This is a genomic window from Micromonospora sp. DT41 (genome assembly GCF_049841715.1).
In the GTDB taxonomy this organism is placed as follows: domain Bacteria; phylum Actinomycetota; class Actinomycetes; order Mycobacteriales; family Micromonosporaceae; genus Micromonospora; species Micromonospora profundi.
This window is the reverse complement of the sequence record NZ_JBNCKU010000013.1, coordinates 54,528-78,929: the sequence shown is the minus strand read 5'-3', so window position 1 is coordinate 78,929 and position 24,402 is coordinate 54,528. Positions and strand designations below refer to the sequence as shown.

At 71.1% G+C, this 24,402-nt stretch carries 17 protein-coding genes; 8 read left to right on the top strand and 9 right to left on the bottom strand.

Annotation, left to right across the window (positions count from 1 at the left end; translation table 11 throughout):
* Positions 1-90 precede the first annotated feature (90 nt).
* Positions 91-861 (top strand): hypothetical protein, encoded by a 771-nt coding sequence (locus ACLQ23_RS23475; RefSeq protein WP_355595129.1) that lies wholly within the window; start codon positions 91-93, stop codon positions 859-861.
* 38 nt (positions 862-899) lie between these two features.
* Positions 900-2,132, top strand: coding sequence for an FAD-binding protein (locus ACLQ23_RS23470; protein ID WP_355595303.1), 1,233 nt, complete (start codon positions 900-902; stop codon positions 2,130-2,132).
* 73 nt (positions 2,133-2,205) lie between these two features.
* Here ACLQ23_RS23470 and ACLQ23_RS23465 read toward each other — a convergent pair whose 3' ends face one another.
* From ACLQ23_RS23465 to ACLQ23_RS23455, 3 genes are read right to left on the bottom strand one after another with little or no spacing between them, the layout of a single operon-like run.
* Positions 2,206-3,348: a site-2 protease family protein gene (locus ACLQ23_RS23465; RefSeq protein WP_355629532.1), complete on the bottom strand. Its 1,143-nt coding sequence runs from the start codon at positions 3,346-3,348 to the stop codon at positions 2,206-2,208.
* A 28-nt stretch (positions 3,349-3,376) separates the two neighbouring features.
* Positions 3,377-7,459, bottom strand: coding sequence for an AAA family ATPase (locus ACLQ23_RS23460; RefSeq protein WP_355595133.1), 4,083 nt, complete (start codon positions 7,457-7,459; stop codon positions 3,377-3,379).
* 11 nt (positions 7,460-7,470) lie between these two features.
* Positions 7,471-7,899, bottom strand: coding sequence for a CU044_2847 family protein (locus tag ACLQ23_RS23455; protein ID WP_355595305.1), 429 nt, complete (start codon positions 7,897-7,899; stop codon positions 7,471-7,473).
* 274 nt (positions 7,900-8,173) lie between these two features.
* Here ACLQ23_RS23455 and ACLQ23_RS23450 point away from each other — a divergent pair, with 274 nt between their 5' ends.
* Both ACLQ23_RS23450 and ACLQ23_RS23445 read left to right on the top strand, forming a co-directional pair.
* Positions 8,174-8,818 (top strand): hypothetical protein, encoded by a 645-nt coding sequence (locus ACLQ23_RS23450; RefSeq protein WP_355595135.1) that lies wholly within the window; start codon positions 8,174-8,176, stop codon positions 8,816-8,818.
* Positions 8,818-12,027 carry an ATP-binding protein gene (locus ACLQ23_RS23445; protein WP_425881085.1) on the top strand — a complete coding sequence of 1,070 codons (3,210 nt, stop codon included), beginning with the start codon at positions 8,818-8,820 and terminating at the stop codon, positions 12,025-12,027. The genes ACLQ23_RS23450 and ACLQ23_RS23445 overlap by 1 nt, the downstream gene beginning before the upstream one ends.
* Before the next feature lie 26 nt (positions 12,028-12,053).
* Here ACLQ23_RS23445 and ACLQ23_RS23440 read toward each other — a convergent pair whose 3' ends face one another.
* The 3 genes from ACLQ23_RS23440 to ACLQ23_RS23430 form a co-directional block, all read right to left on the bottom strand.
* Entirely contained in the window at positions 12,054-12,908 is an 855-nt protein-coding gene (locus ACLQ23_RS23440; RefSeq protein ID WP_425881084.1) for an alpha/beta hydrolase, read from the bottom strand.
* Between the two features lie 178 nt (positions 12,909-13,086).
* Positions 13,087-13,953 (bottom strand): L,D-transpeptidase, encoded by an 867-nt coding sequence (locus tag ACLQ23_RS23435; protein WP_425881083.1) that lies wholly within the window; start codon positions 13,951-13,953, stop codon positions 13,087-13,089.
* A gap of 131 nt (positions 13,954-14,084) precedes the next feature.
* Complete coding sequence (locus tag ACLQ23_RS23430; RefSeq protein ID WP_425881082.1) at positions 14,085-15,530, bottom strand: alpha-amylase; 1,446 nt, start codon at positions 15,528-15,530, stop codon at positions 14,085-14,087.
* Positions 15,531-15,804: 274 nt separating this feature from the next.
* On the opposite strand from ACLQ23_RS23430, the gene ACLQ23_RS23425 reads away from it, so the two are divergent.
* The 4 genes from ACLQ23_RS23425 to ACLQ23_RS23410 all read left to right on the top strand — a co-directional run bounded on the left by ACLQ23_RS23425 (position 15,805) and on the right by ACLQ23_RS23410 (position 20,577).
* The gene (locus ACLQ23_RS23425; protein ID WP_425881081.1) at positions 15,805-17,490 is read left to right on the top strand and encodes a hypothetical protein; all 1,686 of its coding nucleotides are present in this window, start codon (positions 15,805-15,807) and stop codon (positions 17,488-17,490) included.
* Positions 17,487-18,953, top strand: a complete 1,467-nt coding sequence (locus ACLQ23_RS23420) for an NADH-quinone oxidoreductase subunit NuoF family protein (RefSeq protein WP_053653279.1) — start codon at positions 17,487-17,489, stop codon at positions 18,951-18,953. The genes ACLQ23_RS23425 and ACLQ23_RS23420 overlap by 4 nt, the downstream gene beginning before the upstream one ends.
* Before the next feature lie 71 nt (positions 18,954-19,024).
* The gene (locus tag ACLQ23_RS23415) at positions 19,025-19,633 is read left to right on the top strand and encodes a TlpA family protein disulfide reductase (protein WP_355595148.1); all 609 of its coding nucleotides are present in this window, start codon (positions 19,025-19,027) and stop codon (positions 19,631-19,633) included.
* A complete protein-coding gene (locus tag ACLQ23_RS23410) occupies positions 19,630-20,577 on the top strand; it encodes a cytochrome c biogenesis CcdA family protein (RefSeq protein WP_425881080.1) in 948 nt (315 codons plus the stop codon). The genes ACLQ23_RS23415 and ACLQ23_RS23410 overlap by 4 nt, the downstream gene beginning before the upstream one ends.
* Here ACLQ23_RS23410 and serS read toward each other — a convergent pair.
* From serS to ACLQ23_RS23395, 3 genes are all read right to left on the bottom strand, one after another.
* The gene (gene serS, locus ACLQ23_RS23405) at positions 20,574-21,857 is read right to left on the bottom strand and encodes a serine--tRNA ligase (protein WP_355595307.1); all 1,284 of its coding nucleotides are present in this window, start codon (positions 21,855-21,857) and stop codon (positions 20,574-20,576) included. The genes ACLQ23_RS23410 and serS overlap by 4 nt on opposite strands.
* 137 nt (positions 21,858-21,994) lie before the next feature.
* Entirely contained in the window at positions 21,995-23,074 is a 1,080-nt protein-coding gene (locus ACLQ23_RS23400) for a MerR family transcriptional regulator (protein ID WP_425881105.1), read from the bottom strand.
* Positions 23,075-23,182: 108 nt separating this feature from the next.
* On the bottom strand, positions 23,183-24,355 hold the full coding sequence (locus ACLQ23_RS23395; protein WP_425881079.1) for a saccharopine dehydrogenase family protein: 1,173 nt from the start codon (positions 24,353-24,355) through the stop codon (positions 23,183-23,185).
* Positions 24,356-24,402: the final 47 nt, after the last annotated feature.

The window sequence follows — 24,402 nt, the reverse complement described above, 5'->3', positions numbered from 1 at the left end:
TCCCCGACGATGACGAGAACAACCGTGCCCGATCGTCCGGTGTCCGTGGCGCCCGGTCTGTCGGAGGATGCGGGAAGCTACGCCACGGTCATGAACGGGGGTCCGAGCGTGGAGCTGCGCCGGAGTCGGGGGTCCCGGCTGCTCGCCGTTGTCTGCGTACTCGGTGGGGTGGTGTTGTTGGCCCTGCCCAGCGACGGCTCCCCGCTACGGACGGTCATCGCGGTCGGCGCTGTCGCGCTCGGCCTCGTGGCGCTGTTCAGCGCCCTGCGGCCGTTCCGGTTCGGGATCGACGCGGAGGGCCTGACCATCAGGCGTCCGGGCCTGCGGCGGTCCATCGCCTGGGCCGAGGTCGACGCGCTGGTCCTCGACGAGCCACCTCGACGCGACGGGCGCCCGGAGCCGCCGCGCCTGCTGCTGGTGCCTCCGCCCGGTGTGCCGGTCGAGCCGGTGACCGCCCGCCACCCGATCGACGGGCGGCCCGCGATCGAGCTGCTCGTCCTCGACCAGGTCCGGGAGCAGCCCGAGCAGGTGGCCGCCGCGATCACCAGCTACGCCGGTGATCGTTTCGTGGACCTGCCCGCGCTGCGTCGCGCCGCCTTCGCCGACCCCGACCTGCCCGCCAGCCTGCGCGGCTACCAGATGAACCGGGTCGACCAGTTGATCCGGCTCGGTCAGGACGCGCTGGTGTCCGGCGACGCGCAGATCCGGCAGGCCGCCCGTAACGAGATCGAACACGCCCGCGCCGCCGGGTTGCCGGTCGCCCAGCGGGGGTACGGGACGCTCGCGGCCGAAACGGCGCTGGACGCCCTCGCCGCCGCGTTGGCCGACCACCCGACCACCGACCGGAGGACCACGCCGTGACCGCCCTCGAACCGGGCGGCCCGTCGGCCGCTGCCGACGTGCCGCGCCGTAACTGGGCCGGCAACGTGCGCTACTCCGCGCGGGAGTTCCACCGACCCGACACCATCGACGACCTACGCCGCCTCGTCGCCGGCAGCACCCGCCTCCGGGCGGTCGGCAGCGGCCACTCCTTCAACCGCCTCGGTGACACCGACGGGGACCTGGTCAGCCTCGCCGGGCTGCCCCCGACGGTCGAGGTCGACCGGGAGCGCGGGCAGGTCACCGTCGCCGGCGCGCTGCGCTACGGCGACGTCGGCAAACACCTGCACACCCAGGGGTACGCGCTGGCGAACCTCGCCTCACTGCCGCACATCTCGGTGGCCGGCGCGGTGGCCACCGCCACCCACGGCTCCGGCCAGACCCACGGCAACCTCGCCACAGCCGTCGCCGCCCTGGAGTTCGTCACCGCCGACGGCGACCTGTTGCACGTCGACCGTGACGACGACACGTTCGCCGGCATTGTGGTCGGGCTCGGCGCGCTCGGTGTGGTCACCCGGCTCACCCTGGACGTGGTGCCGACCTACGACCTGCGCCAGTACGTACGCCTCGACCTGGCCCCCGAGGCGCTTGACGAGGCGCTCGGCTCGGCGTACAGCGTGAGTGTCTTCACCGACTGGCGTACGCCACGGCTGCGGGAGGTGTGGCGCAAACAGTCGGTGGACCAGGCTCCGCCGGAGGCGGACTGGCTCGGCACCACCGCCGCCGACGAGCCACGGCACCCGGTGCTCGGGATGCCGGCGGAGAACTGCACCCCTCAGCTCGGCGTGCCGGGGCCGTGGCACGAGCGGCTGCCGCACTTCAAGCTCGGCTTCACCCCGAGCAGCGGCGACGAACTCCAGTCCGAATACCACGTGCCCCGCGCGTCGGTGGCCGAGGTGCTCGCCGCGTTGGCCGAGGTGGCGCACCTGATCGCGCCGGCGCTGCACGTGTGTGAGCTGCGTACGGTGGCGGCGGACGAGCTGTGGCTCAGCCCGAACTACCGGCGCGACAGCCTCGCTGTGCACTTCACCTGGGTGGACGACGCCGCCGCGGTCCTGCCGGTGCTGGCCGAGGTCGAGGAACGCCTGGCTCCGTTCGCGCCCCGCCCACACTGGGGCAAGGTCTTCGTCACCGATCCGGGTGCCCTGGCCGCCCGCTACCCGAGGTACGCCGACTTCGAGGCCCTGCTGACCACCCTGGACCCAAAGGGCAAGTTCCGAACCAACCTCCTAAACCACTACTTCCCGGCGTAAGGTGCCCATTTCCCTCCGGTGATCATGAGGTTGGCGGGGTCGGTGGTCGGCGTGTCGCACGCTAACCTCATGATCAACCGGACGTGGTGGTCGGGGCGCGGAGGGTGCTGCGCTGGACCGCTCGGCTGATGTCGCTGGGGGAGATGATGCCGGTGAGACGACCCTCGTCGTCCACCACCAGGGCCCGCCCGTCGGCGCACTCGGTGAGCCGGGGCAGCAGGTCGTTGAGCTGCTCACCCGGCTTGGCGAGAACCAGCTCATCGGCTCGGCAGGCCACCTCGGCAAGCGTGGTCGACGCCCGCCGGTCCGCCGGTACGCCCCGTACCCGGTCCAGCGTCACGAGCCCGCTCGGGCGACCCTCCTCGGTCAGTGGCAGCGCAGAATGCCGGTACGCGAACAGGTAGTGATCGACGAACTCGGCGACAGTCAGGTCCGCCGAGGCGGTCTGCGGCTGCGGAGTCATCACGTCGGCCACCCGGATCCCGCGCAACGCGCTGCCGGTGCGGGCCTGCCGCTCCTCCATGCCGGCGGCACCGATCAGGAACCAGCCGATCAGCGCCAGCCACAACCCGCCGAACCCGACGCCGGACAGGAACTGCCACAGGCCGACGCCGATCAGCAGCACGCCGAGCACCCACCCCGCCCGGGCGGCTACCACCGAGGCCCGGGTCCGGTCGCCGGTGGCCTTCCACACGGCGGCGCGCAGCAGCCGGCCGCCGTCCAGCGGTGCGGCGGGCAGCACGTTGAAGATCGCCAGCAGTACGTTGATGCCGGCCAGCCACGCCACCGCGCCGAGCAGCAGCCCGCCCTGTCCGGCAAGCGCGAGAATCACCGCGATGGCACCGAAGAACGCGCCGAGCAGCAGGCTCACCAGCGGGCCGACGCCCGCGATCCGCAGTTCCGCGCCCGGGTCGCGCGGCTCGCCCCGCAACTCGGCAACCCCACCGAAAAGCCACAGCGTGATGCCATCGACGGCCAGCCCGTTGCGCTTGGCCACCACGGCGTGCGACACCTCGTGGGCGAGCAGACCGACGAAGAAGACCACCGCCGCCACCAGCCCGGCGATGGTGTACGCCAAGGGGCTGCGGTCCGGGTACGAGCGGGGGAACTGGTTGGCGGCCAACCCCCAGGCGATCAACGCGAAGATGACCAGAACGCTCCAGTTGACGCCGACCGGCACCCCCGCGATCCGACCGAGTCGGAAACTCGCCCTCATCTCCGGCTCATACCCGCGAACGGCGTTCTCATGCCGCTTGGCCAATCGGCGGGAGGGAGGAGGGTCGGGCAATGCGCGGTTGGGCGACCGTGAGCGCCAGCAGGCCGTGCTCCAACCCGACCACCAGGGTGCCCCCGACGAAGTGGCATGTCAGTGCCGGGTGCCGGACCGGGATGCTCTGGAGAAGTCGGTGCGTCTGCGGATCCCAGAGCCGGACGGTGCAGTCCAGGCTCGTCGACACCACGATCTCCCGATCGCCGTAGGGCATCGGGTGCACGGCGGTGACCGGCAAGGTGTGCCCGGACATGGTGGCGACCGGGCGGCCGTCGGCCGGGTCCGACAGCCGGATCGAGCCGTCCTCCCCACCCGAGACGAGCAGGGTGTCGCCGTGCGGGGTGACCGCGCAGAGCGCACGTACGGCATCGTGGTGACCGGGCTGCTGCTGCCACAGCGGTGTGCCGTCGCTGTCCCAGAGCCGTACCGTGCCGGTGTTGTCGGCCGAGGCGAGGACCTGGCGGCCCTGACGAGTGACGACAGTGAGTGCGGTGAGCCAGCCGGTATGCCCGGGGAGGCTGTCCCGTAGGGCCCCGGTTGCCGGCATCCAGAAGCGCACCATTTTGTCGTCGCCGGCCGACGCCACGATCTGGCCGTCGTCGGCGTCGATCACGCACGTCGCGTTCACCGGGTCGGAGTACCCGCCCATCGCCAGCTTCGGCGTCGGCTTGGGCGCCGCGTCCCAGACCCGGATGCTCCCGTCGTCGTGGCCTGTCACCAGCACGGCCGGGTCGACGTCAACACAGGTCAGCGCGTTTATCGGGCCGAACCGGCTGTGGAACTCTCCGCGCGAGGTGCCGTCGGCCGGGTCCCAGACCCGTACGCTGCCGTCGCTGCCGGCGGAGACCAGCAGCCGTTCGTCTCCGATGGGCAGGGTGCAGAGTGCTGTCACCCGTCCGACCTGCCCGTCGGCGGTCGACCTGTCGGGAAGTTCGGCATCCGGGTTCCACAGGCGGATCGTGCCGTCTTCGCCTGCCGTCGCGAGCACTTTGCGATCGGTCATCGACAGTTCGCAGACCGCGTGGATCCAGCTCGCACGGCCCCGCAGGCTGGGATGCTCGACGCCGGACGCGACGTCCCAGAGCCGGATGACGCCGTCCTCCCCGGTGCAGGCGAGGAGCGTCACCCTGCCGGTGTCGATGGTGCACAGGTCGGTCAGCCGTCCGGTGCCGACGGCGAATTCGCGATCCGGTTGCCCGGTGGCGGCGTCCCACAACCGGACCATGCCGTCGTAGCCCGCTGACGCGAGCAGGGTGCGTGAGCCATCGCGGACGGTGCAGAGAGTTGTCACCCAGTCGGTGTGTCCGGCAAGCGTGTTGAGGGCCTCGCCGGTCACCGGATCCCACAGCCGAATGTTGCCGTCATACCCGGCCGACGCGAGCATCCCCGCCCCGCCGAGCGGCAGGTGAGTCACGGCGGTCGCCCAGCCGGCGTGACCGGTAAGCGTGTGGCGCAGGGTTCCGGTGCTCGGATCCCACACCCGGACCATCCCGTCGTCGCCGACCGAGGCGAGCAGGTCGCCGTCGGGGAACGGCACCGCACACACACCCCGGACCCAGTCGTCGTGGCCGTGGAACGTGTGCACCGGCTGGCCGCTGTGCGGATCCCAGACGCAGATCGACCCGTCGTAACTGGCGGTCACGAGGAACAGCTCACCGCCCACCCGGACCGTGCACATGCTGCGCACGCAGTCGTCGTGGCAGCTCAGCAGGCTCTCCGACTCGTTCGTGAGTGGATTCCAGAACCGTACGGTGCCATCCTCGCCTGCTGAGGCCAGCAAGGTGCGGCCCGCCACCGTGATCGGGCAGACGTCGTAAACCCCCTGCGTGTGGCCGCCCTCGAAGACGCCGCGTTCCTGCCGAGGCGGAGTGCGTGCCCAGCGTGCGTGGTAGGGCGCACCGGCAGGAGAGACGTCACCGTGCAGACCGTCGAGCTTGTCGACCACGGAGAAGAGCGCGGCCCGCTCGGCCGGTGGGGCTGCGATTGCGGCGGGAGTGCGTTGCAGCAGGTGGGTACGGGCGCGGGCGGCCGTACCCTGCGCCGAGCCGCTCACCCTCAGGAGGCGGTCGAGCCGGGCGTGCAACAGGTAGTTGTCGTCGCCGAGAAGGTCGTCGACGCAGCCGGCGCGGGCGGCATGGCCAGGCAGTGATCGCAGTAGGTAGTCGGGTGCCGCCGCCCAGTCGCTCTGCCACCCGATCGCCGTCCACTCCTGGAACAGTCGGCGTTCGTCGTCGGCCTGGCTCGTCAGGTCGGCGCGGGCGCTCAGCAACGCGTCGTTGAGGGCCTGGTGGAACAACCGGTACGTGGGCTGCCCGGCGCCGCCGGTCTCGACCAGGAAGTTCGCCGCGGAGGTGCGGGCGAACTCACCCAGCTGGGCCTCGGTGGCAGTGCCACCGAGCGCTGCCACTGCGGCCTGCCAGAGTGCCAGCGGCAACCCGGGCGACTCGGCGTACGCCAGCGCGGTAAGCGTCAGCCGGGCCGGCGTGGAACCGGCGTCGGGTAGCCACGTCAGGTAGGTGTCCAGGGCATCCGCGACGGTGCCGCTGAACGTCACCCGGGCCGGGTCGATGGCCACGGTGTCGCGCAGCGCTCGAACCCGCGCGACCAGTCCGGCGACGAGGAAGTTGCCGTTTGCCAGTTCGGCGATCCGCCGTGCCACCGGGGCGGCCACGGTCTCGTCGGCGTACGGGTTGCCAGGACGTTCGGCACCCTGAAGCTGGAGAGTCGCGCACGCGTAGTCGACCAGATCTGACTCGGCGAAGAACTCCAGCGCGTCGAGGTCGATCAGGTCCGCGTTGTTGCCGAACCGGCTGAGCAGGTCGCCTTGGTCGTCGGCGCGTCGGCTACCGATGACGACCTGGGCGCCGACGTCGGCGCTGCGGGCCAGAGGCAGGAGCACCTCTTCGATGAGCAGGCGGGCCTGCTCCGGGCTGGATGCCTCGTCCAACGCGTCCACCACGACGTTGATCCGCGTCGGCCGGCGGGCGAGCCGTTCCCGCAGTGCCGGCACGAGAGCCTCGGGGTGCTCCGGCAGCCCGACGCCGGCGGCGCGGGCGATCTCGGTCGCCACGTCCAAGGCGCTCTTGCCCTTGGCATGCACCGCGCAGGACACCGAGCCGACAGTGGCCCGCCAGGCGGAATCCGATGTCGGTAGCGCCGCTCTGATCGTCGCGTCGGCGGTGCTGACGATGCGGCCCAGGACCGCCGACTTGCCGACCCCGGGAGATCCTGTGACGATCATCGGCCGGCCCGTCGGCTGGGTGTTGTCCAGCCAGCTCGTCAACCGTTGCAGCGCGACCTCGCGCCCCCGGAACCGGGAACCCGTTTCGCTGGCGACCGCGACTCCACGCGCGCGTGGCAGCCAGTGCCGCCCGGCCTCGTCGTCGGTGGCGAGGGTCCAGCCCCAGGCGGCGAGGGCGGCGTCGTCGGCATCCTCGGCGCGCCACCGGGCGAGCGAGTCCAGCTTGAGTTCCGGCATCATCTCGTCGATGTGGGCGAAGGTCAGCGCCTGCCCGCGGCCCGACGCGTCGGCCTCCAGCAGGATTCCCGCCACGGCCTCGTAGTCGGGCGACCACAGGGCAGCACCGCTGAAGCCCTTGGCGACGCCGGGGTCGGACTCCGAGGTGAGCAGAACGCGACCCCAACCGCCCTCGGCGCCCACCTGGCCGTGCGCCGGGCGTCCGCCCACGGTGTCCTGCGGGAAGCCGTACGCCCACCACGGCCTGCCGCTGATTGCCTCTGCCGGTAGAACCCTCAGCCGGGCTGCTGTCACGGGGGCGGGAACAGGCTCGACGAGTTCGAGAAGCACCAGGTCAATGTGCTGTTCGGGGCGACCGTTGTGCAGGCACTGACGGACTTTTCGGCGATCCCAGTATTTGACCTTCGCCTTGGGAAAGGAAATCCACAGGTCGGCGCGGAGTTCGCCCTTGACGAAGGCCACATGTTCGCAGGTGAGGACGAGATTCGAGTCGATGACAAAGCCGGTGCCGATCGGCATATGGGTCTTCTCGCCGTCATGGATGGCGACTGTCCACGGGGCGCTCGGTGCTGCGGTCACCGGGTGGACCCCTAACTGTCGAACGTGCTGCCGTCAGCCGGCGACGCCTGCGGTTGCCAGTGGAGGGTTACCTCGAAGTTGCCCTCGGTGGCTGCCTTGGCGATGAGCCAATTCGTGGTACCGGTCACCTTGACACCGAATTTGACCTGCACGGCGTCGGGTGTCAGCACCCTGACCTGGTCGAGCAGCTCACGCGCGGCCTGGATCGCGGGTTTCGCGGCTTCCCTGACCCGGCCCGCGACGTCACCGGAGCTGGCTGGTTGAAACCCGGCGACCGGCTCGATCTCAATCTCGGTGATCGTCCCGCTGTCCACTTCGTAGCGGACTACCTCAGACGACACACCTGACCTCCGGCTTTGAGAAATCGGCAACACAATGCCGGCGATCGGTTGGACACGACCACCGCGGATGCCCTGCTCGTAACGAGCGCAATGCTGCACCGGCGTCAAGTTGGTTGGCAAGCGACCGGGCATGATCGGTTGCCCGGGGATCTGCTGACGGGAGTTGCATAAGCCGTCGACCAGGCGATTTAGGTATCGGCGTCGATCTCGCTGTCGGGTATCTGCCGTTTCATATCGGACCTTGCGCCGTACTCGGTCGATAGAGAGAATCGGGCCGGTATACCGTTGCCGGCGAAACACGGTCGACGATCAAACCCCTCCGCAGATGTCCGCCGTGGCTGTCGGCGCGATTCCGTACCCCTTCAGGAGCACAATGCCCCACGATGGTCTCACCCCCGTGCAGCGTTACGTACTCGTCCGGCTGATGATCAACGCGGATGCCCTGCCATTCAAGCTCTTCGGTAGCCTCACGAAGGACAAGCGGATAGATCTGGTCGACAGGGGTTACGTGGTCGCCACGGAGCGGCCGATCACCCTGGACCTGACCCAGCAGGGCCACGATCGGGCGGTCGCCGAACTCGGAGCCGAGCCGCCCCTGCGGGCGGGCACGGCCGGCGAGACCCTCTACGCCACTCTCGACTTCATCCGGCGGCTGGTGGAGCACACCGGGACGGAGCCCAGGGACTTCTTCCGGTTCCGACTGGCGAAGGACCTGCCGGCCGTCGCGGAGCAGGCACCGGAGCCGGCCACCGAGGCGACCGACGTGGAGCAGCGCATCCGTGCGGCGTACACCGATCTGGCGCCTCGGCCCGGCGACTACATCGCGCTGGCCGCGCTGCGCGCCGCGCTGGCGGGGGTGCCCGGCCCGCAGGTCGACGCCGCTCTCATCGACCTCAACCGTGCCCCCGACGTGCATCTGGTGCCCGAGTCGAACCAGAAGGCACTGACGGCTGAGCAGCGTGCTGCTGCGGTGAGCATCGGTAACCAGCACAAGCATCTCCTCGCCATCGGCCTGTAATGGATGAGGCCGAGCGACGCGCACTCACGGCGCTCCGGTTCAACTGGGCGCCGACCCCGGACGACGTCTGGCAACCCCCGTCCTTTCACGTGGACGGCCTGCACGAGCACGCCGTCGAGCTGATCCTGGACGGGGTCGCGGAAGCGGACCGGAGCGCCGACTCCAGCCCGATCGGCGTCGCTCTGCTCGGGCAGCGGGGCACCGGCAAGACCCACCTGCTCGGTTACGTCCGCGAGCGGGTGCAGGTGATGGGCGGGTACTTCTTCCTGGTCAGCCTGTTGGAGGCGAGTACTTTCTGGACCAACGCGGTGCTGTCCATCCTGGACGGCCTCGCCCGGCCAGGTGCTGACGGCCGGCCTCAGCTGCACTTGTTCCTCCGGCGGCTGGCCGAGGCAGTCGACGCACCGCGGCCGATCCGACGCGCGATCATCGGCGAGTACGAGTTGACCCGCCCGGCGCTCGACGCGTTCGTGGACCTCATCCGCAAGCACAACCGGCAGGTCGGCATCGAGTGCCAAAGCACCGCCCGCGCGCTGGTGCTCCAAGCGGCGGAGTCATCGGCTCTGCAGGACGTGGGATACGGGTTCCTCTGCGCCAACGACGAGGAGGAGCCCGGTGAGCGCGCCACCTGGGGGATCCGGCGAGGCAGGCGATCCCCGCAGGAGATCGTCCGGGACATCTCACGGTTGCTCGCCCTGACCGGGCCGACGGTCATCGCGGTCGACCAGATCGACCTGCTTATCGCCCAGTCGCTCAAGGCCACCAGCGGGGAGGACCAGTCCGACCAGTGGCGGACCTCGCTGCTGCTGGAGCAGATCGCTGGCGGGCTGATGGCGTTGCGCGAGGAAACTCGGCGGACCCTGTCGGTGGTCGCCTGCCTGCCGCACACCTGGATGGAGGTCAAGTCCCAGGCGACCGACACCATCCAGGACCGGTTCCGGGAGGCGGTCCGGCTCAAGGAGATTCCCTCCGCCGAACTGGGCCGGGCGCTCATCGAGCGGCGATTCACCGCACGCTTCGAGGAGATCTCCTTCAGCCCGCCGTACCCGACGTGGCCGGTGCTGCCGGCCGCCTTCGCGGAGGCGGTGCAGTTCACGCCGCGGGAGATGCTCCGTGTCATCGACCGGCACATTCGTGGATGCCTCGCCGCCGGAGAGGTTCGGGAGCTGGCACATCTGCTGTCCGGGGAGTCGACAGCCGTTGCGGCGACGTCGTTCGAGCGGGTCGCGGAGATGCGGGTCGCCGCCCAGGGGGACGATGTCGCGACGACAGAGCAGTTGGCCCGGTTCGACGCCGACTTCGCCGATCTGTGCGCCCGGGCCGACCCGACTGCGGCGCTGCGGCAGGAGACCGAAGATGCCGTCGTACCGGACCTGTTGAAGGCCGGGCTCACCGCGTGGATCGCCGAACGGGGCCCGGCCGGAGACGGGTTCAGCATCGACCCGCAGGCCGGCGGCAAGCCGGCACTGCATGCTCGGCTCCGACGCACCCTGGACGAGGAGATCGAGGACGAGCAGCACTGGTCGTTCCGGGCGGTCAGCGCCCGCCATCACATCGCAGCGCTGAATCGGATCCGCGTGGCGAGCACCACCGCCGGTCTGGCCGAGGGAGTGTCGAAACGACGCCTCTACCTGCTCCGCACCCCGGACTGGTCGCCCGGCGCCCGGACCAAGGAGGTCCTGGCCGCGTTCACCGCCGCCGGAGGCAGCACGCTGGCCTTCAGCGAGCAGGACGTGACGACACTGATGGCACTAAAGGAGCTGATCGGTCGGCACGGTTCGGAGACGCTGCGGCAGTGGTTCGCCAGCCGCCGGCCGACGGAGAAGGTCGCGCTGCTCCAACAGGCGCTCGGCGACGTGACCGCCGAGGCGGGTCAGGCCGACCGTACGGTCGAGTCGTTGTCGGATGCCGAGCCCGGTCCGACAGTGGGCCCGGGTCGATCGACAGCCGATGCGACAGCCGACGTCGACGCGACAGATACCGTCGTGCCGATCGGTGTGGTGGTCGGCGGCGACCGACCGGTGTCGGTCGAGCTGGAGGCGCTCAGGCGACACACGGCGATCTTCGCCGGGTCCGGTTCCGGCAAGACCGTCCTGATCCGGCGGCTTGTCGAGGAATGCGCTCTGCGCGGCGTCTCGGCCATCGTGCTCGATCCCAACAACGATCTGGCCCGTCTCGGCGACCCGTGGCCTGACCCACCGGCGGCGTGGGGTGAGGACGATGCGCGGCTGGCCGCCGACTACCTCGCCAAGACCGACGTCGTGGTGTGGACCCCCCGCTGGCACGGCGGCCGGCCGCTGAGTTTTCAGCCGCTGCCGCAATTCGCCGACATCCTCAACGACTCGGACGCCTTCGCAGCCGGCGTCGACGCAGCGGTGGCGGCGCTCGCGCCGCACGCCCGTGCCGAAGGGCCAACGGACCGAGCGCGCCTCAGCCGGGCCGTGCTACGTGAGGCGTTGACCAGCTATGCGCGCACCGGCGCGAGCGACCTGCGGGAGTTCATCGGGCTGCTCGGCGCGCTCCCCGAAGGTGTCAGCCAGCTCGAAGACGGCGTCAAGCTCGGGGCAAAGATGGCCCAGCTCCTGACAGCGGCCATGGTCAACGATCCGCTGTTCGGCGGTAGCGGCACCGCCGTCGACCCGGGGGAACTGCTCACCCCACCGCCCGGCTACCGGGCCCGCATCTCGGTGATCAGCTTCCTGGGGCTCCCTGACGACCAGCAGCGGCAGACCTTCGTCAACCAGTTGCAACTTGCCCTGTTCGCGTGGATCAAGCGCAACCCGGCAGGAGATCGCCCGCTGGGTGGACTCTTCGTGATGGACGAGGCCCAGACACTCGCCCCCTCCGGCGCGATGACGGCGTGCACGCAGAGCACCTTGGCGTTGGCCTCGCAAGCCCGCAAATATGGGCTCGGCCTGGTCTTCGCGACCCAGGCGCCGAAGGGCCTGCACAACCGGATCCCCGGCAACGCCGCGACCCAGTTCTTCGGCCTGCTCACGAGCATGACCCAGATCGACGCGGCGCAGGAGATGGCGCGGGCCAAGGGCAGCGCGCTCACCGATGTGGGTCGGCTCAGCACCGGCCAGTTTTACGCTGCCGTCGAGGGGAGCGAGTTCGTGAAAATGCAGGCGCCAATCTGCCTGAGCCACCATCCGAAGAGCCCGCTGAGCAACGAGGAGGTCGTCGCTCGGGCACAGCGGGCCAGGTAGGACTGGCCGGTGGTGCGCCGTCATGTTCAGCGGCGGGGTGCCTCGCTGGCGATGGTCGCCTCGCGGGGCAGCGCCGCCGCGCGCAGCGCCCAGTCCAGCGCGTAGTCGGCGATCCGCTCCCAGCCGTCCTGCCCGACGGTGAAGTGGGACCGGTCGGGGAACTCCTCGTAGGCGGTGAGCGCCCGGGACTTCTGGTAGAGCGCCGCGTTGGACTGCACAACTGTCGCCGGTACCACGTGGTCCTGTCCGCCGGCCATCAGCAGCAGCGGCGGGCGGTTGTTGCGACCGTTGTCGATCTTCGCGGGCGAGGTCGGGTCGAGGTTGGCGAACGCGCTTTCGAAGAGCACCCGCCCGGCTCCCGGGACGGCGTAGCGCTGCCAGGCCCGGTCGGAGTCGGCGCGGCTCATCGTGTTGCCGAAGGCGTAGGCGAAGTCGTCAGGGGTGAACGGGACGGCCCGGTTGCGGTTCGCGGGGTTGCGCAGGATCGAGAACGCCGAGCGCAGCTGGCTCAGTGGCACCTTCAGCACTCCCTTGGGCGCCGACGAGTGCACGCCCACAGCGGCCGCGCCGAGGCCCCTGTCGACGAGGATCTGGGTGAACAGCCCGCCGAACGAGTGGCCCATGATGATCGGCGGGCTGGGCAGCGCCCGGATGATCCGGTCGTAGTGCGCGACGATCGTGGCGATGCTCTGCTCGGCGATCGGGCTGGGATCGTCGCGCAGCTGCTCGACATCCCGGTCCATGCCGGGCCAGGCCGGGGCGAGGACGTTCATGCCGCGTGCCGTGTACCGCCTGGCCCACCCCTCCCAGCTGCGCGGGGTCATCCACAGCCCGTGGATGAGTACGACCGTGTCGACCCGGCCCTGCGGCGTGGCGCCCATCGCGTTCCCCCCGGTGTAGCGGTGTCCGGCCCGGCGGTTACCCGCTGCCGGGCGCGGGATTCCTCCGCCCGCCGAATCGTGTGGGCCCTGACAAATGTCATGGTGGGAACGTGACGGCCGCTCCGGACGTCAGGTCCGCGCCTCCGGAGCATCAGTCGCGCTTGAGGCGGTGCGCCGCTCAGGCGGTCGGCGGTGGCGTGGGCAGTTGGTCGACCACTACCAGGCTGCTGCCGGGGCGAACCTCGGCGAGCAGCTCGCGTTGCCCGCTGCGGGTGACCCGGATGCAGCCGTTCGTGGTGTTCCTGCCCAGGTCGTCGTCGTTGTGCCAGGTGTGCACCCCGATGTGGGCGCCGCGCAGGCTGGCGGGTACCGCCTCGGGGTCGTCAGGCACCGAGCCGAGGGCGTAGATGTCCACCCCGCCGTAGACCGCCTCCGGCGGCGGCGTGCGGCCCAGGATGAACGTCCGACCGAGGGGGGTTTCCTGGCCGGACTGACCGAGGCTCGTCTTCCAGGAACGCATCGCCTTGCCCGCCCGGTACCAGGTGAGCCGGTGCACCTTGCGTTCCACAACGATCTGGTCGCGCAACGGCACCGTGTCGAATCCGCCGGGCGGCAGCCAGGCGAGACGCCTGTTGGCCGACGGCAGCAGGACAGCCGTCCAGCCGGCCCGCTGCTCGGCGATCGGCACCGTCAGCTCCACACCGGCGAGTGTCGGTTCGAGGAAGGCAAGTGGACGTCCGCCGGGCGCGTCGTACGCGGCGATCCGCCGGGTCGGATGCACGCCCTCGGTCAGCGGGGTGGTGTCCATGGTGGCCGGGTCGGCCGGGAACCCCTTCGGTGCGGGGTCGTAGTCGACCACTGGCAACCCGTCCGGGGCGGGAGCCGCGGCCGGTACCGATTCCTCGGGACTCTGCTCGATGCTCGGCGGCGTCGGAGCGGTCGCGACAGCGACCGGCCGGTCGCGGTTCGTCGAGCGTGGAGTGAGGGCCTGGCCGATCAGCAACGCGAGGATCACCAGCGCGGCCACGGAGACGGCCGCGCCCACCCACAAACCCCGACGACGATACGGAGACATTCGGTCAAACAGCACCAAACGACTGTATCGGACCACCCGACGTTAGGAAGGGCCCCTTCTTATACAAAAAGCGATAAGAAGGGGCCCTTCCTTGCAGTGGATCAGACGCGGGCGCCGATGTGGATCGCTATCGCGTCGTGGGCTGGCACGTTGGCGGCGAACCAGCCGCTACCGTCCACGGTGATCACCGGTCCGCTGCACGTGCCACCGGAGTACGTGCCGTGGATGACGTCGCAGTAGCGACCGGCGGGCAGCCCGGTGTAGTAGGAGCGGCCGTTCACCGCCGAATCCTCGTCATTGACGGTGATGTAGCCCTTGCCGCCGCGGCTGAACGCGATGTGGTTGTTGCCGTTGTCGTACCAGTTGGCCACGCCCGCGCCCTCGGTGGCGTTGCGGAAGCCGACCATGTTGGCGATCACCGGCCAGCGGTGCTCGCACTCCCATCCGGAGTAGCAGGTGGTGTTCAGCGTCTTGTTGGCGCCGTCCGAGGGCGGGCCGGCGTCCCGGTTGCTGAAGGTGTAGCTGGACATGACTGTCGGCGAGCCGTACGGCCAGGCCAGCATGAAGGCGTTCGCGAGCGCGTAGATGCCCCGGTCCCGATACGTCAGCACGCCGCCGACGTCGCGTTGGGTGTCGTGGTTGTCGACGAACACCGAGGCGACTCCGGTGGGCAGGTGCCCCCAGCCCTCGCCGAAGTTGCGCAGGTACGCCAGTCGCTCCGAGCGGAACACCCGGGCCAGGTCCTTGCCGTACCGAAACTCGTGCACGTCACCGTTGCCGGTGTACTCGGTCGGCTGCACCGGCTCACCGGAGCCGTAGATGACCTCCTGCACGATGTACGCCGAGCGGGAGAGCTTGCCCCGGATCGCGGCGATGTCGGCGGCCGGCATGTGCTTGCTGGCGTCCAGCCGGAAGCCGTCCACGCCGAGCGAGAGCAGGTCGTTGAGGTACGACGCGATCTTCGTACGGACGTAGTCCGACTCGGTCTTCAGGTCCGACAGGTTGACCAGCTCGCAGTTCTGCACCTCGTACCGGTCGTTGTAGTTGACGATGTCGTCGCCGCCGTTGCGCCCACAGTGGTGGAAGTCCTGCGTCTGGTAGATGCCCGGGTAGTCGTAGTGCGAGTAGGACGAGCCGGCCCAGCCCGTGCCGCCGTTGGCCTGCCCGGACATGTGGTTGATGACCGCGTCGACGAGCACCTTGACGCCTGCCGCGTGGCAGGTGTTGACCATCGACTGGAACTGGGCGCGGGTGCCCTTGCGGGATTCGATGCGGTAGCTGACCGGTTGGTACGCCAGCCACCACTGGTTGCCCCGGACGTGTTCCTGCGGGGGCGAGACCTGGACGTAGCCGTAGCCCTTCGGGCCGAGAGTGCTCTGGCACTCGCTGGCGACCGACGGCCAGTTCCACTCGAAGAGCTGGACGATGACCTTCTTGTTGCCTGCGGGCGCCGCGGCGGCCGGGGGTGCCGTCACGGTGAGGGGGACGAGCAGGCTGGCGATCAGGCCGAGGGCGAGGATCGCCGAGGCGCGTCGACGTCGGTGCATCGGGACTCCTGACGGGAGCGGGGGGTGAGGTGGTGGTGCGAGGGAGCACCAGTTGCTCGAATCTTGCAACCCGTGCTGAAAATTGCCGAAAGATTACAAGCTCGTTGCAACGGCTGTCAACGCATGCACATCCGTCGCTGCCTCCTCCGTTCTGCGGGGTTGACTGTCACGCGCGGCGACGCCGACCGGTTCGATCCCGCCCCAGAAAATTTCCGCCCCGGATGATCCGCGCGCGCCGTCCGTCCGTACTGGATGGGGGAGCAGGGGTCGGCCGGTGGTACGCCGCCGCGAGACGATCGAGGAGCAGATGGCCCGGGCAAAGCAGAACGAGAAGGCCACCACGGTCCGGACCAGCGCCAGCAGTCGGGGGGTCCGAACCCGTTCGCGGTCGGCGACCATGCTGCTGATCGCCTCGGTGGTCGCGGCGCTCTGGGCGGCGACGATGCTGACCGGAGCGGGGCAGACGGCATACGCGTACGGCTTCTTCTTCACCGAGTTCTTCGCCGGGGTGGTCGCCCTGGTGTCACTGAGCCTCACCGTGATGCTCGGGCTGCTCGCCACCGACCGGCTGGTGCTGAGCATCCCGCACCGGGTGCTGATGCAGTCGGCACACCGGGCCACCGGCGTCCTGGGCGTGGCCGGGCTGGGCTTCCACGTGCTCACGAAGATCGCCACCGGTCGGGCTGCGGTAACCGACTCGTTGATCCCGTTCGTCGGCGGCCGAGGGCTCTACGTCGGCCTCGGCACGGTAGCCGCCCTGTTGATGGTCAGCGTGATCTGGACCGGCATCATCCGAGCCCGCTTCGCAGGTGTCGGTCCCAAATGGCTGTGGCGGGCCATGCACTCCACCGCGTACCTCTCCTGGCCTTTCGCCATCCTGCACGGCCTCAACGCCGGCCGGGCCGCGAGCTCCTGGGTGGTGCTCAGCTACCTCGCCTGCATCCTGCTCGTCGTGCTGGCACTGCTGGTGCGGCTCTCGGTGACAATCGGCCGGCGCAGCCGCGAGCAGCACCAGGCCGCCCTGCGTAACGCCGCGATGGCCGGCCGGGCCAGCGCGGAGAGCCGTGGCCGCGCCCTGCTGGCCGGTCTGAGCCGACGCCGCGACACCAGCGAGGACAAGCGTCCCGCCTGGGCGGAGGCCACCACCGCCACCTGGACCGCGCCACCGGCCGGCCCACGGCGGCGCGACCCCGAGCGGTTCACCGTCCCGGTGGTCCCCGAACCCGGCTCCCTCGCCGAGCCGACCCGGCCCAGCCGGCGTCGGCGGGACGAGGAGCCGGCCGCCCGGCAGGACGTGGACCGGCGGACGCGCGGACGGCGCGACGAGGCGGAGCCCACCCGCCGGTCCTCCCGCCGCAGCGCGCAGGAGCCGCCCACCCGCCAGCGCGACGAGGAGGAGCTGGAGCCCGTGGCCCGCCAGCGAGGCGAGCGCACCCGCACCCGCACCCGCGACGATGCGACCACCACCGGCCGGCGACGTGACACCACGCCCGTCGAGGAGCCGGTCGCCGAACGGTCCCGCCGAGGCTCCCGGACCGAGGACGACGGCACCCGCTACTCGGCGCCGCCCCGGCGGACGCTCGACGAGCCCGAGGAGCCGTGGGACAGCCCGCGCCGCTGGCAGGCCGCGGAGCCGATCTCGGCTGGCCCGGTCTCCGCCGAGCCGATCTCCAGCAGCCCGATCTCCGCAGGTCCGATCTCCGCGGCGCCGCGCAGCGGCAGTGGCCGTCACAGCGCCGAGGACGACCTGCCGGAGGAGCCGGACTACTGGCGCCCGCCGGCCCGGTACGTCCCCGAGGACGTACCGCCGCCCGTCGACGACACCCCGACCCTTGTCGACCTGGCGTCCCGGCGAGCCCGCCGTGCAGCCGGCGAGAGCCGCTCCGCCAAGCGCCGTAAGGCCAGCGCGGATGCCGTGGACGGGGCGTACTGGGCCGGGCTGCGGGGTGAGGCCAAGTGATGCGGACGACCGTGCCCCCGGTCGCCTGCGTCGGCGAACCCCGACTGACCGCCGGCTTCGCCGAGTTCGGCCGACTCGACCTGGCAGCGCACGAGGAGGTGCACGGCCCGATCGGCCCGATGGAACCGGCGCAACTGCTCCGCCTCGCCGAGGGCATGCAGCTCAAGGGCAAAGGCGGCGCCGGCTTCCCGTTCGCCCGCAAGCTGCGCGCGGTCCTGGAGTCCTGCGAGCGGCAGGACCTCGCCGCCGTGGTGGTGGTGAACGCCACCGAGGGCGAGCCGGCGAGCTGGAAGGACAAGGTGCTGCTCACCCGCGCGCCGCACCTGATTCTCGACGGCGCCGCGCTGGCCGCGTACGCGCTCGACGCCGAGGAGATCGTCATCGGTGTGGCCGACGACGGGGTCGGCCGGGAGTCGCTGATGGACGCGCTGGCGGAGCGGCGGATGCCGGTGCCGGCCACAATCGTCACGGTGCCGCACCGGTTCATCTCCGGCGAGGGCGGCGCGCTCGTCAACGGGATCAACGGGTTGCCGCACATCCCGCCGGGCACCAAGAAGCGCTCCAGCGACTCCGGCGTCGGTGGACTGCCCACGCTGCTGTCCAACGCCGAGACGTACGCCCAGTTGGCCGTCGCCGCCCGACTCGGCCCGTACGAATACGCGGCACTCGGCACCGACGACGAGCCGGGCACCCTGCTGCTCACGGTGACCGGCGCGGCGGCCCGACCGGCGGTGGTGGAGATCGCCGCCGGCACTCCGCTGCGCGAGATCCTCGACCTGTGCGAGGTGCCGGACGTCCAGGGCATCCTGATGGGCGGCTACCACGGCAAGTGGATCACCCCGGAGGCGGCGGAGAAGGCAGAGGTCTCCCGCAAGGGCCTCGCCGCTGTCGGCGGCACCCTCGGCGCGGGCATCATCGTCCCGGTCGGCGTCGACACCTGCCCGCTCGGTGAGGCCGCGCAGGTGGTGCGTTACCTGGCCGGTGAGTCCGCAGGCCAGTGCGGACCGTGCAAGATGGGCCTGCCGGACCTGGCCCGCGCCGTCGACCTGGCCGTCGCCGGCAGCCAACCGGCCGACGTGGTACGCGCCGCAGCCGGCGAGGTGAAGGGCCGGGGCGCGTGCAGCCACCCCGACGGCACCGCACGGTTCGCCCTCTCCGCGATCGAGGTCTTCGCCGACGACCTGAGGATGCACAGCACCGGCGACGGCTGCGGCCGGCGGGTCAAGGGCGTCATGGGGTTGCCGGGCGCGCCCGACGCGAACCCGCAGAAGCTCACACTGGACTGGTCGCGCTGCGACGGCCACGGGCTCTGCGCGCACGTGGTGCCGGACTTCATCCGCCTCGACGGCAACGGCTATCCCGCGTTTCCGGCCACGCCGGTGCCGACCTGGCTGCGCGAGGGCGCACTGAAGGCGGTCAAGGTCTGCCCGGAGCTAGCGCTACGCCTCGCCAAGGCCGAGTAAGGAAGGGCACCTTCTTAACGCCTCGTGTATAGGAAGGGCCCCTTCCTAACAACCTGTGGAGGAAGACACGGATGCGCAACTCGCACGGACGGAGGTGGCTACGCCGTGGCGGTACCGCAGCCGTACTGGTTGTCGCTCTGCTCGCCACGGCCTCCTGCACCGGCACGGTGCCGCCCGACGCTGCCGCCGCCGGGGCGACGCCGGCCCCGGCCAGCTCCCCGGCCGCGCCGACCGTACCCGCCACCGGCTCGCCGACGGCCGCGCCGGCCCCGATCCCGGACACCCTGCGATTCACCGGGACCACCCTCGACGGCAGCCCGCTCGACGCGACGACGTTCGCCGGCCGGCCCGTGGTGCTCTGGTTCTGGGCGCCGTGGTGCGCCACCTGCGCCAGCCAGGCGTGGACAGTTGCCGAGATCGCGCCGCAGTACCGGGACACAGTGCCGATCGTCGGCGTCGCCGGCCTCGGCGAGCGCAACGCCATGAAGGACTTCGTCACCGAGTTCGACCTCGCCGGCACGCCACAGATCGACGACCGCGCCGGCGCGCTCTGGCGTCGGTTCAAGGTGACCGAACAGAGCATCTTCGTGATCATCGATCGGAACGGCACTGTCGTCCACCAGGGCTTCCTGGACGGTGAGGCGCTCACCGCCCGCGTCGCCGCGCTGGCCCGGGCGTGACCACCCCGCTGCTGCTCGCGCTGACCGCCGGCATGCTCGGCGCTGTCAACCCGTGCGGCTTCGCGCTGCTGCCCGCGTACCTCTCGCTGTTGGTCGCCGGGACCACCGACACCCGCGGCGCTGTCGGCCGCGCGCTCACCGCGGCGGCCGGGCTGACCCTTGGGTACGTCGTGGTCTTCGGCGCCTTCGGCCTGGCCCTCGCGCCGCTCGCCGGCTGGCTGCGACCCCGGCTGCCGTGGCTGACAGTGGCGCTCGGACTGCTGCTCGTGGTGGCCGGCTGTTGGCTGCTCACCGGCCGCCGGCTGCCCACCCCCGGCTGGTCGGCCCGAGCGCCCCGACTGACCCGTTCCTGGCCGTCGATGGTGCTGTTCGGCGCGGCGTACGCGCTGGCCTCGCTCGGCTGCGCCATCGCACCGTTCCTGGCCATCGTGGTGACGAGCCTCCAGGCCGGCTCGACTGGCGAAGGGCTGGCGCTGTTCGGCGCGTACGCCCTCGGGATGGGGCTTGTGGTCGCTGTCGCCGCGCTCGGTGTGGCGCTTGTGCGCGACGGCCTGGTGGCCCGGCTGCGGGTCGCCGGCGCGCTGGTGCCCCGGCTCAGTGCCCTGGTGCTGCTGCTCACCGGCGGCTACGTCGCCTGGTACGGCTGGTACGAGCTGCGGCTCGTCGCAGGCCGACGCGAAGCCCTGGCGGACCCGGTGATACGGGCGGCGGCCCAGGTGCAGCACGCCCTCGCCGACGGCCTCGACGCGCTCGGCCCGGTGGTCCTGCTCGCCGTGCTCGTCCTGCTCGCGGCGCTGGCCCTGGCTGTTAGGAAGGGCCCCTTCCTAACGCCTGCGGTAGAGGAAGGGTCCCTTCCTAACACGGTGGCTGAGCGCCCGACGGCACCGGCGGATACGCCGACGGGGGCCGGGATGGACCCAGCCCCCGTCGAGCGGACCGCTTAGCGCGGGGTGAGGCGGTCGGTGCCCATCCGGTCGCGCAGCACCTCGGGGATCAGCACCGAGCCGTCGGCCTGCTGGTACTGCTCCAGGATGGCAGGGAAGAGCCGGCTCGTCGCTAGGGCCGAGCCGTTGAGCGTGTGCACGAAACGGGTCTGCTTGCCGCCCGGCTCCCGGTAGCGGATGGCCGCCCGGCGGGCCTGGTAGTCGCCGGCCCAGGAAACCGACGACACCTCCTTGTACTTGCCGGTGCTCGGCATCCACACCTCGATGTCGAGGGTCTTCTTCATCGAGGCGCTCGCGTCACCCGCCGAGAGCAGCGTCCGCTGGTAGTGCAGGCCCAGCCCCTCGACCAGGCTCTCGGCGTGGGCGAGCATCTCCTCCAGTGCGGCGTCCGCCTGCTCCGGAAGGGTGAACTGGAAGATCTCCACCTTGTTGAACTGGTGCCCCCGCACGGTGCCGCGCTCGTCCGAGTGCGACCCGGCCGACTCCCGGCGGTAGCACGGCGTGTACGCGAACGCCTTCAACGGCAGCTTCGTGGTGTCCAGGATCTCGTCCTGGTACGCGCCGAGGATCGCCGTCTCCGACGTGGGCAGCAGGAACTGCCCGCGCGGGGCGGACGCGGCGTCCAGGTGGTAGACGTCGTCGTAGAACTTCGGGAACTGGCCGGCGGCGAAACCGGCCGAGTCCAGCAGCAGGTGCGGCGGGAGCAGGAACTCGTACCCGGCCCTGATGTGCTGGTCGATGAAGTAGTTGAGCAGCGCCCACTCCAGCCGTGCGCCGACCCCCGTGTAGATCCAGAAGCCGGAGCCGCCGAGCTTCACCCCGCGCTCGTAGTCGACAAGGCCCAGCCCTCGGGACAGCTCCACGTGGTCGCGGACCTTCTCGATCACCGGCGGCTCGCCGAAGGTCTTGACGACTCGGTTGGCCTCCTTGCCGCCGGGAAGGATGTCGTCGGCGGGCAGGTTGGGCAGCTCGCTCATCGCATCGCGCAACCGCGCCTGCACCCCGTCCAGCTCGGACTCCAGGTCCGAGAGCTGCCGGCGACCGGCCTCGGGGGCGACGGCCTCCGGCTCCCGGCCGGCGCGCTTCGCCTCCGCGTACGCACGGGCATCCGCCTTGCGGCGCTGCCGCTCGGCGTCGATCTCCGTGATGAGGGCGCGCCGTTCCTGGTCCAGCCGCTGGATCTCGTCCAGGGCCTGATCGACCTCGGCGGGATCCAGACGCTTCGCCAGCGCGGTCGCCACCGCCTCGCGATCCTTCCGGATCAACTCCATGTCGAGCATGCTGCTCCGTACGCCTCCGTCCGGGGTCGGGTGGACCACCAGATGCTACCGTCGCGCCCGTTTCGACCCGGGCCGGGGAGCGACGGCCCCGTTTCAGAGCCGAATCGGCAATAGCTGTCAGAGCCGGGCAAGAGTTGTCAGAGCCGGATGGGCATCAGCACGGAGAAGGTGTCGGCGTCGCCCGGCCGGCGCACGGCAAGCGGGGCGATCGGCCCGTCCAGCTCCAGCACCAGCTGCGGCCCACCGGCAGCGTCCAGCGCGTCGAGCAGGTAGTCACCGTTCACCCCGATCCGCAGCCCGCCGGCCCGAGGTGCCTGGTCCGGCTCGTCGGTGGGGTCCAGCACCCGTAGGCCGCCCCGGTCGTCGAGGCCGAGAACTGTCACCGCCAGGGGCCGGCCTGCGTACTCGCGGGCCACTGTGGGGGCGGCCGGGTCCGTCAGCGCGGCGCGCAGCGCTGCCACGTCCACCGGGACGCGGTACGTGGCCTTGTGCTCGCCGACCGCCTCCCGAAGCAGGCGGCGGTAGTCCGGGAAGTCGTACGGCAGGGCGGTTCCGGTCAGCGTCCGGCCCGCCACCGAGACCCGCAGGTCGGTGCCGGCCACTGTCAGCCGTACCGGCTCGGGATCTTCGCTGTCGAGCAGCCGGCGCAACCGGTCGATGAGGTCCACGGGCAGGAGCATCCGCGTCGGCGGACCGTCGACTGTCGCCCCGGCGCGGGCCAGCGCCATCCGGTGCCGGTCGGTGGCGACAAGCCGCACGGCGTCCGGCTCGACGTCCAGTAGCACCCCGCAGAGCACCGGCAGCTCCGGGTCGGCGCCGACGGCGAAACGCACCGCGTCCAGCGCGGCGGCCAGCTCTGTGGGGGAGAGCAGCAGCGTCGTGGCCTGAGCCGGCGCGGGGTCGACCAGGGCCCGGAGCCTGTCGATCTCACGGCGGGCGTCGGCGAGCCCGTCGGCGAGCCGGCGCAGATGCGCGTCGAGCAGCCGGTGCACCTCGGCAGGCTCCGCGCGGACCGCGGCGGCGATCTCCGGCACCGGCATGCCGACCCGGCGCAGCCCGGCCACCAGCCGGGCCGGGGCGATCTGCTCGTCGGTGTACCAGCGGTAGCCGGTCACCGGGTCGACGAGGGCCGGCTCCAGCACGTTCGCCGAGTCGTAGAAGCGCAGGGCGCTCACTGTCAGGCCACTGGCCCGGGCCAGCTCACCGATGCTGTGCAGGTCGCTCACCACGCCGGCATCCTGCCCCCTCGACCTGGTCGAGAGTCAAGCCGCCGCCGTTAGGAAGGGCCCCTTCTTATACAAAAGGCGTTAACAAGGTGCCCTTCCTTACACCAGCACGCGGAAGGTGAGCCCTGCCCGGATCAGGCGGTCGAGCAGCGCGTCGCCCATCGCGCTGACCGGGGTGAGCTGGCCGGCGGCCGGCGGTAGGTCGTCGAGGGCCAGGCAGAGCGCGGACTCGGCGAGCATCTTCGCCGTCTCGTCGTAGCCAGGGTCGCCGCCGGCCACCTCGGTGACCACCCGCTTGCCGCCGCCGACGCCCACGAACCGGACCCGGAACCAGGACGTCGCCCGCTGCTGCGCTGTCGGCCCCTGCCCGGAGGCGAGCCGACCGAGCAGCCAGCGTCGGGTCGGTGGCAGCTTCACCAGGCCGACAAGCGCGCCGAGCCCCACCGCGCCGGCCAGCACGGTCGGCAGCCGCTTCACTGCAGCGAAGTGCCGGTAGCGGAAGTCCGGACCGTATTCGGGGCGGGCCGCCGCCGAGCGGCGGACCACCTGCGGGTCGATGGTGGGCAGCGGCACGGCCCAGATGCCCAGCTCCGACGAACGGGCCACCCGGCCCGGCACCGCCCGGACCCGGCGGTCGTCGGGGCGTGGCTCCACGGCCCGGCGGGCGCGGGCCGCCCGGCTCGCCTCCCCGGTACGGGAGAACGCGGTGAGCGCGGAATGGTAGGTGCCGGCGGAGAACCGGGCGCCGGCGCGTACGTAACCGTCGACAGTGATCGGCACGTCGGCGGGCAACTGCTTGATTGTGAACCAGACGCCCAGGTCGTGCGGGATGGAGTCGAACCCGCAGGCGTGCACCAGTCGCGCGCCGGTGCGGGTCGCCTCGGCGTGGTGCCGGACGTACATCAGGTCGACGAACTCCGGCTCGCCGGTGATGTCCAGGTAGTCGGTGCCGGCTTGGGCGCAGGCGGCGACAAGCGGCTCCCCGTGGTGGACGTACGGGCCCACGGTGCTGGCGACCACGCGGGCGCTCTGGGCGACCGTCCGTAGCGAGTCGGCGTCGGTCACGTCGGCGGTGAGCAGCGCCAGGTCGGCGAGTGCGGGGTCGATCGCGGCGAGCCGGTCGCGTACGGCGGCGAGGCGGTCCTGGTTGCGCCCGGCAAGCGCCCAGCGCAACCCGGGCGGCGCGTGCCGGGCGAGGTATTCGGCGGTCAGCCCGCCGGTGAAGCCGGTAGCGCCGAACAACACCACGTCGTACGTCCGCTCCCCATCCATCCTGCGAGTCTGCCACCCATCGACAGCGCTCGCCGATCACGAGGGCG

Bases quoted from the DNA above. Each gene is read 5' to 3' on its own strand.
- ACLQ23_RS23445 (WP_425881085.1), top strand. From the start codon at position 8,818: ATGGATGAGGCCGAGCGACGCGCACTCACGGCGCTCCGGTTCAACTGG.
- ACLQ23_RS23450 (WP_355595135.1), top strand. From the start codon at position 8,174: ATGCCCCACGATGGTCTCACCCCCGTGCAGCGTTACGTACTCGTCCGG.
- ACLQ23_RS23465 (WP_355629532.1), bottom strand. From the start codon at position 3,348: ATGAGGGCGAGTTTCCGACTCGGTCGGATCGCGGGGGTGCCGGTCGGC.
- serS (WP_355595307.1), bottom strand. From the start codon at position 21,857: ATGCTCGACATGGAGTTGATCCGGAAGGATCGCGAGGCGGTGGCGACC.
- ACLQ23_RS23475 (WP_355595129.1), top strand. From the start codon at position 91: ATGAACGGGGGTCCGAGCGTGGAGCTGCGCCGGAGTCGGGGGTCCCGG.
- ACLQ23_RS23440 (WP_425881084.1), bottom strand. From the start codon at position 12,908: ATGGGCGCCACGCCGCAGGGCCGGGTCGACACGGTCGTACTCATCCAC.
- ACLQ23_RS23395 (WP_425881079.1), bottom strand. From the start codon at position 24,355: ATGGATGGGGAGCGGACGTACGACGTGGTGTTGTTCGGCGCTACCGGC.
- ACLQ23_RS23430 (WP_425881082.1), bottom strand. From the start codon at position 15,530: ATGCACCGACGTCGACGCGCCTCGGCGATCCTCGCCCTCGGCCTGATC.
- ACLQ23_RS23415 (WP_355595148.1), top strand. From the start codon at position 19,025: ATGCGCAACTCGCACGGACGGAGGTGGCTACGCCGTGGCGGTACCGCA.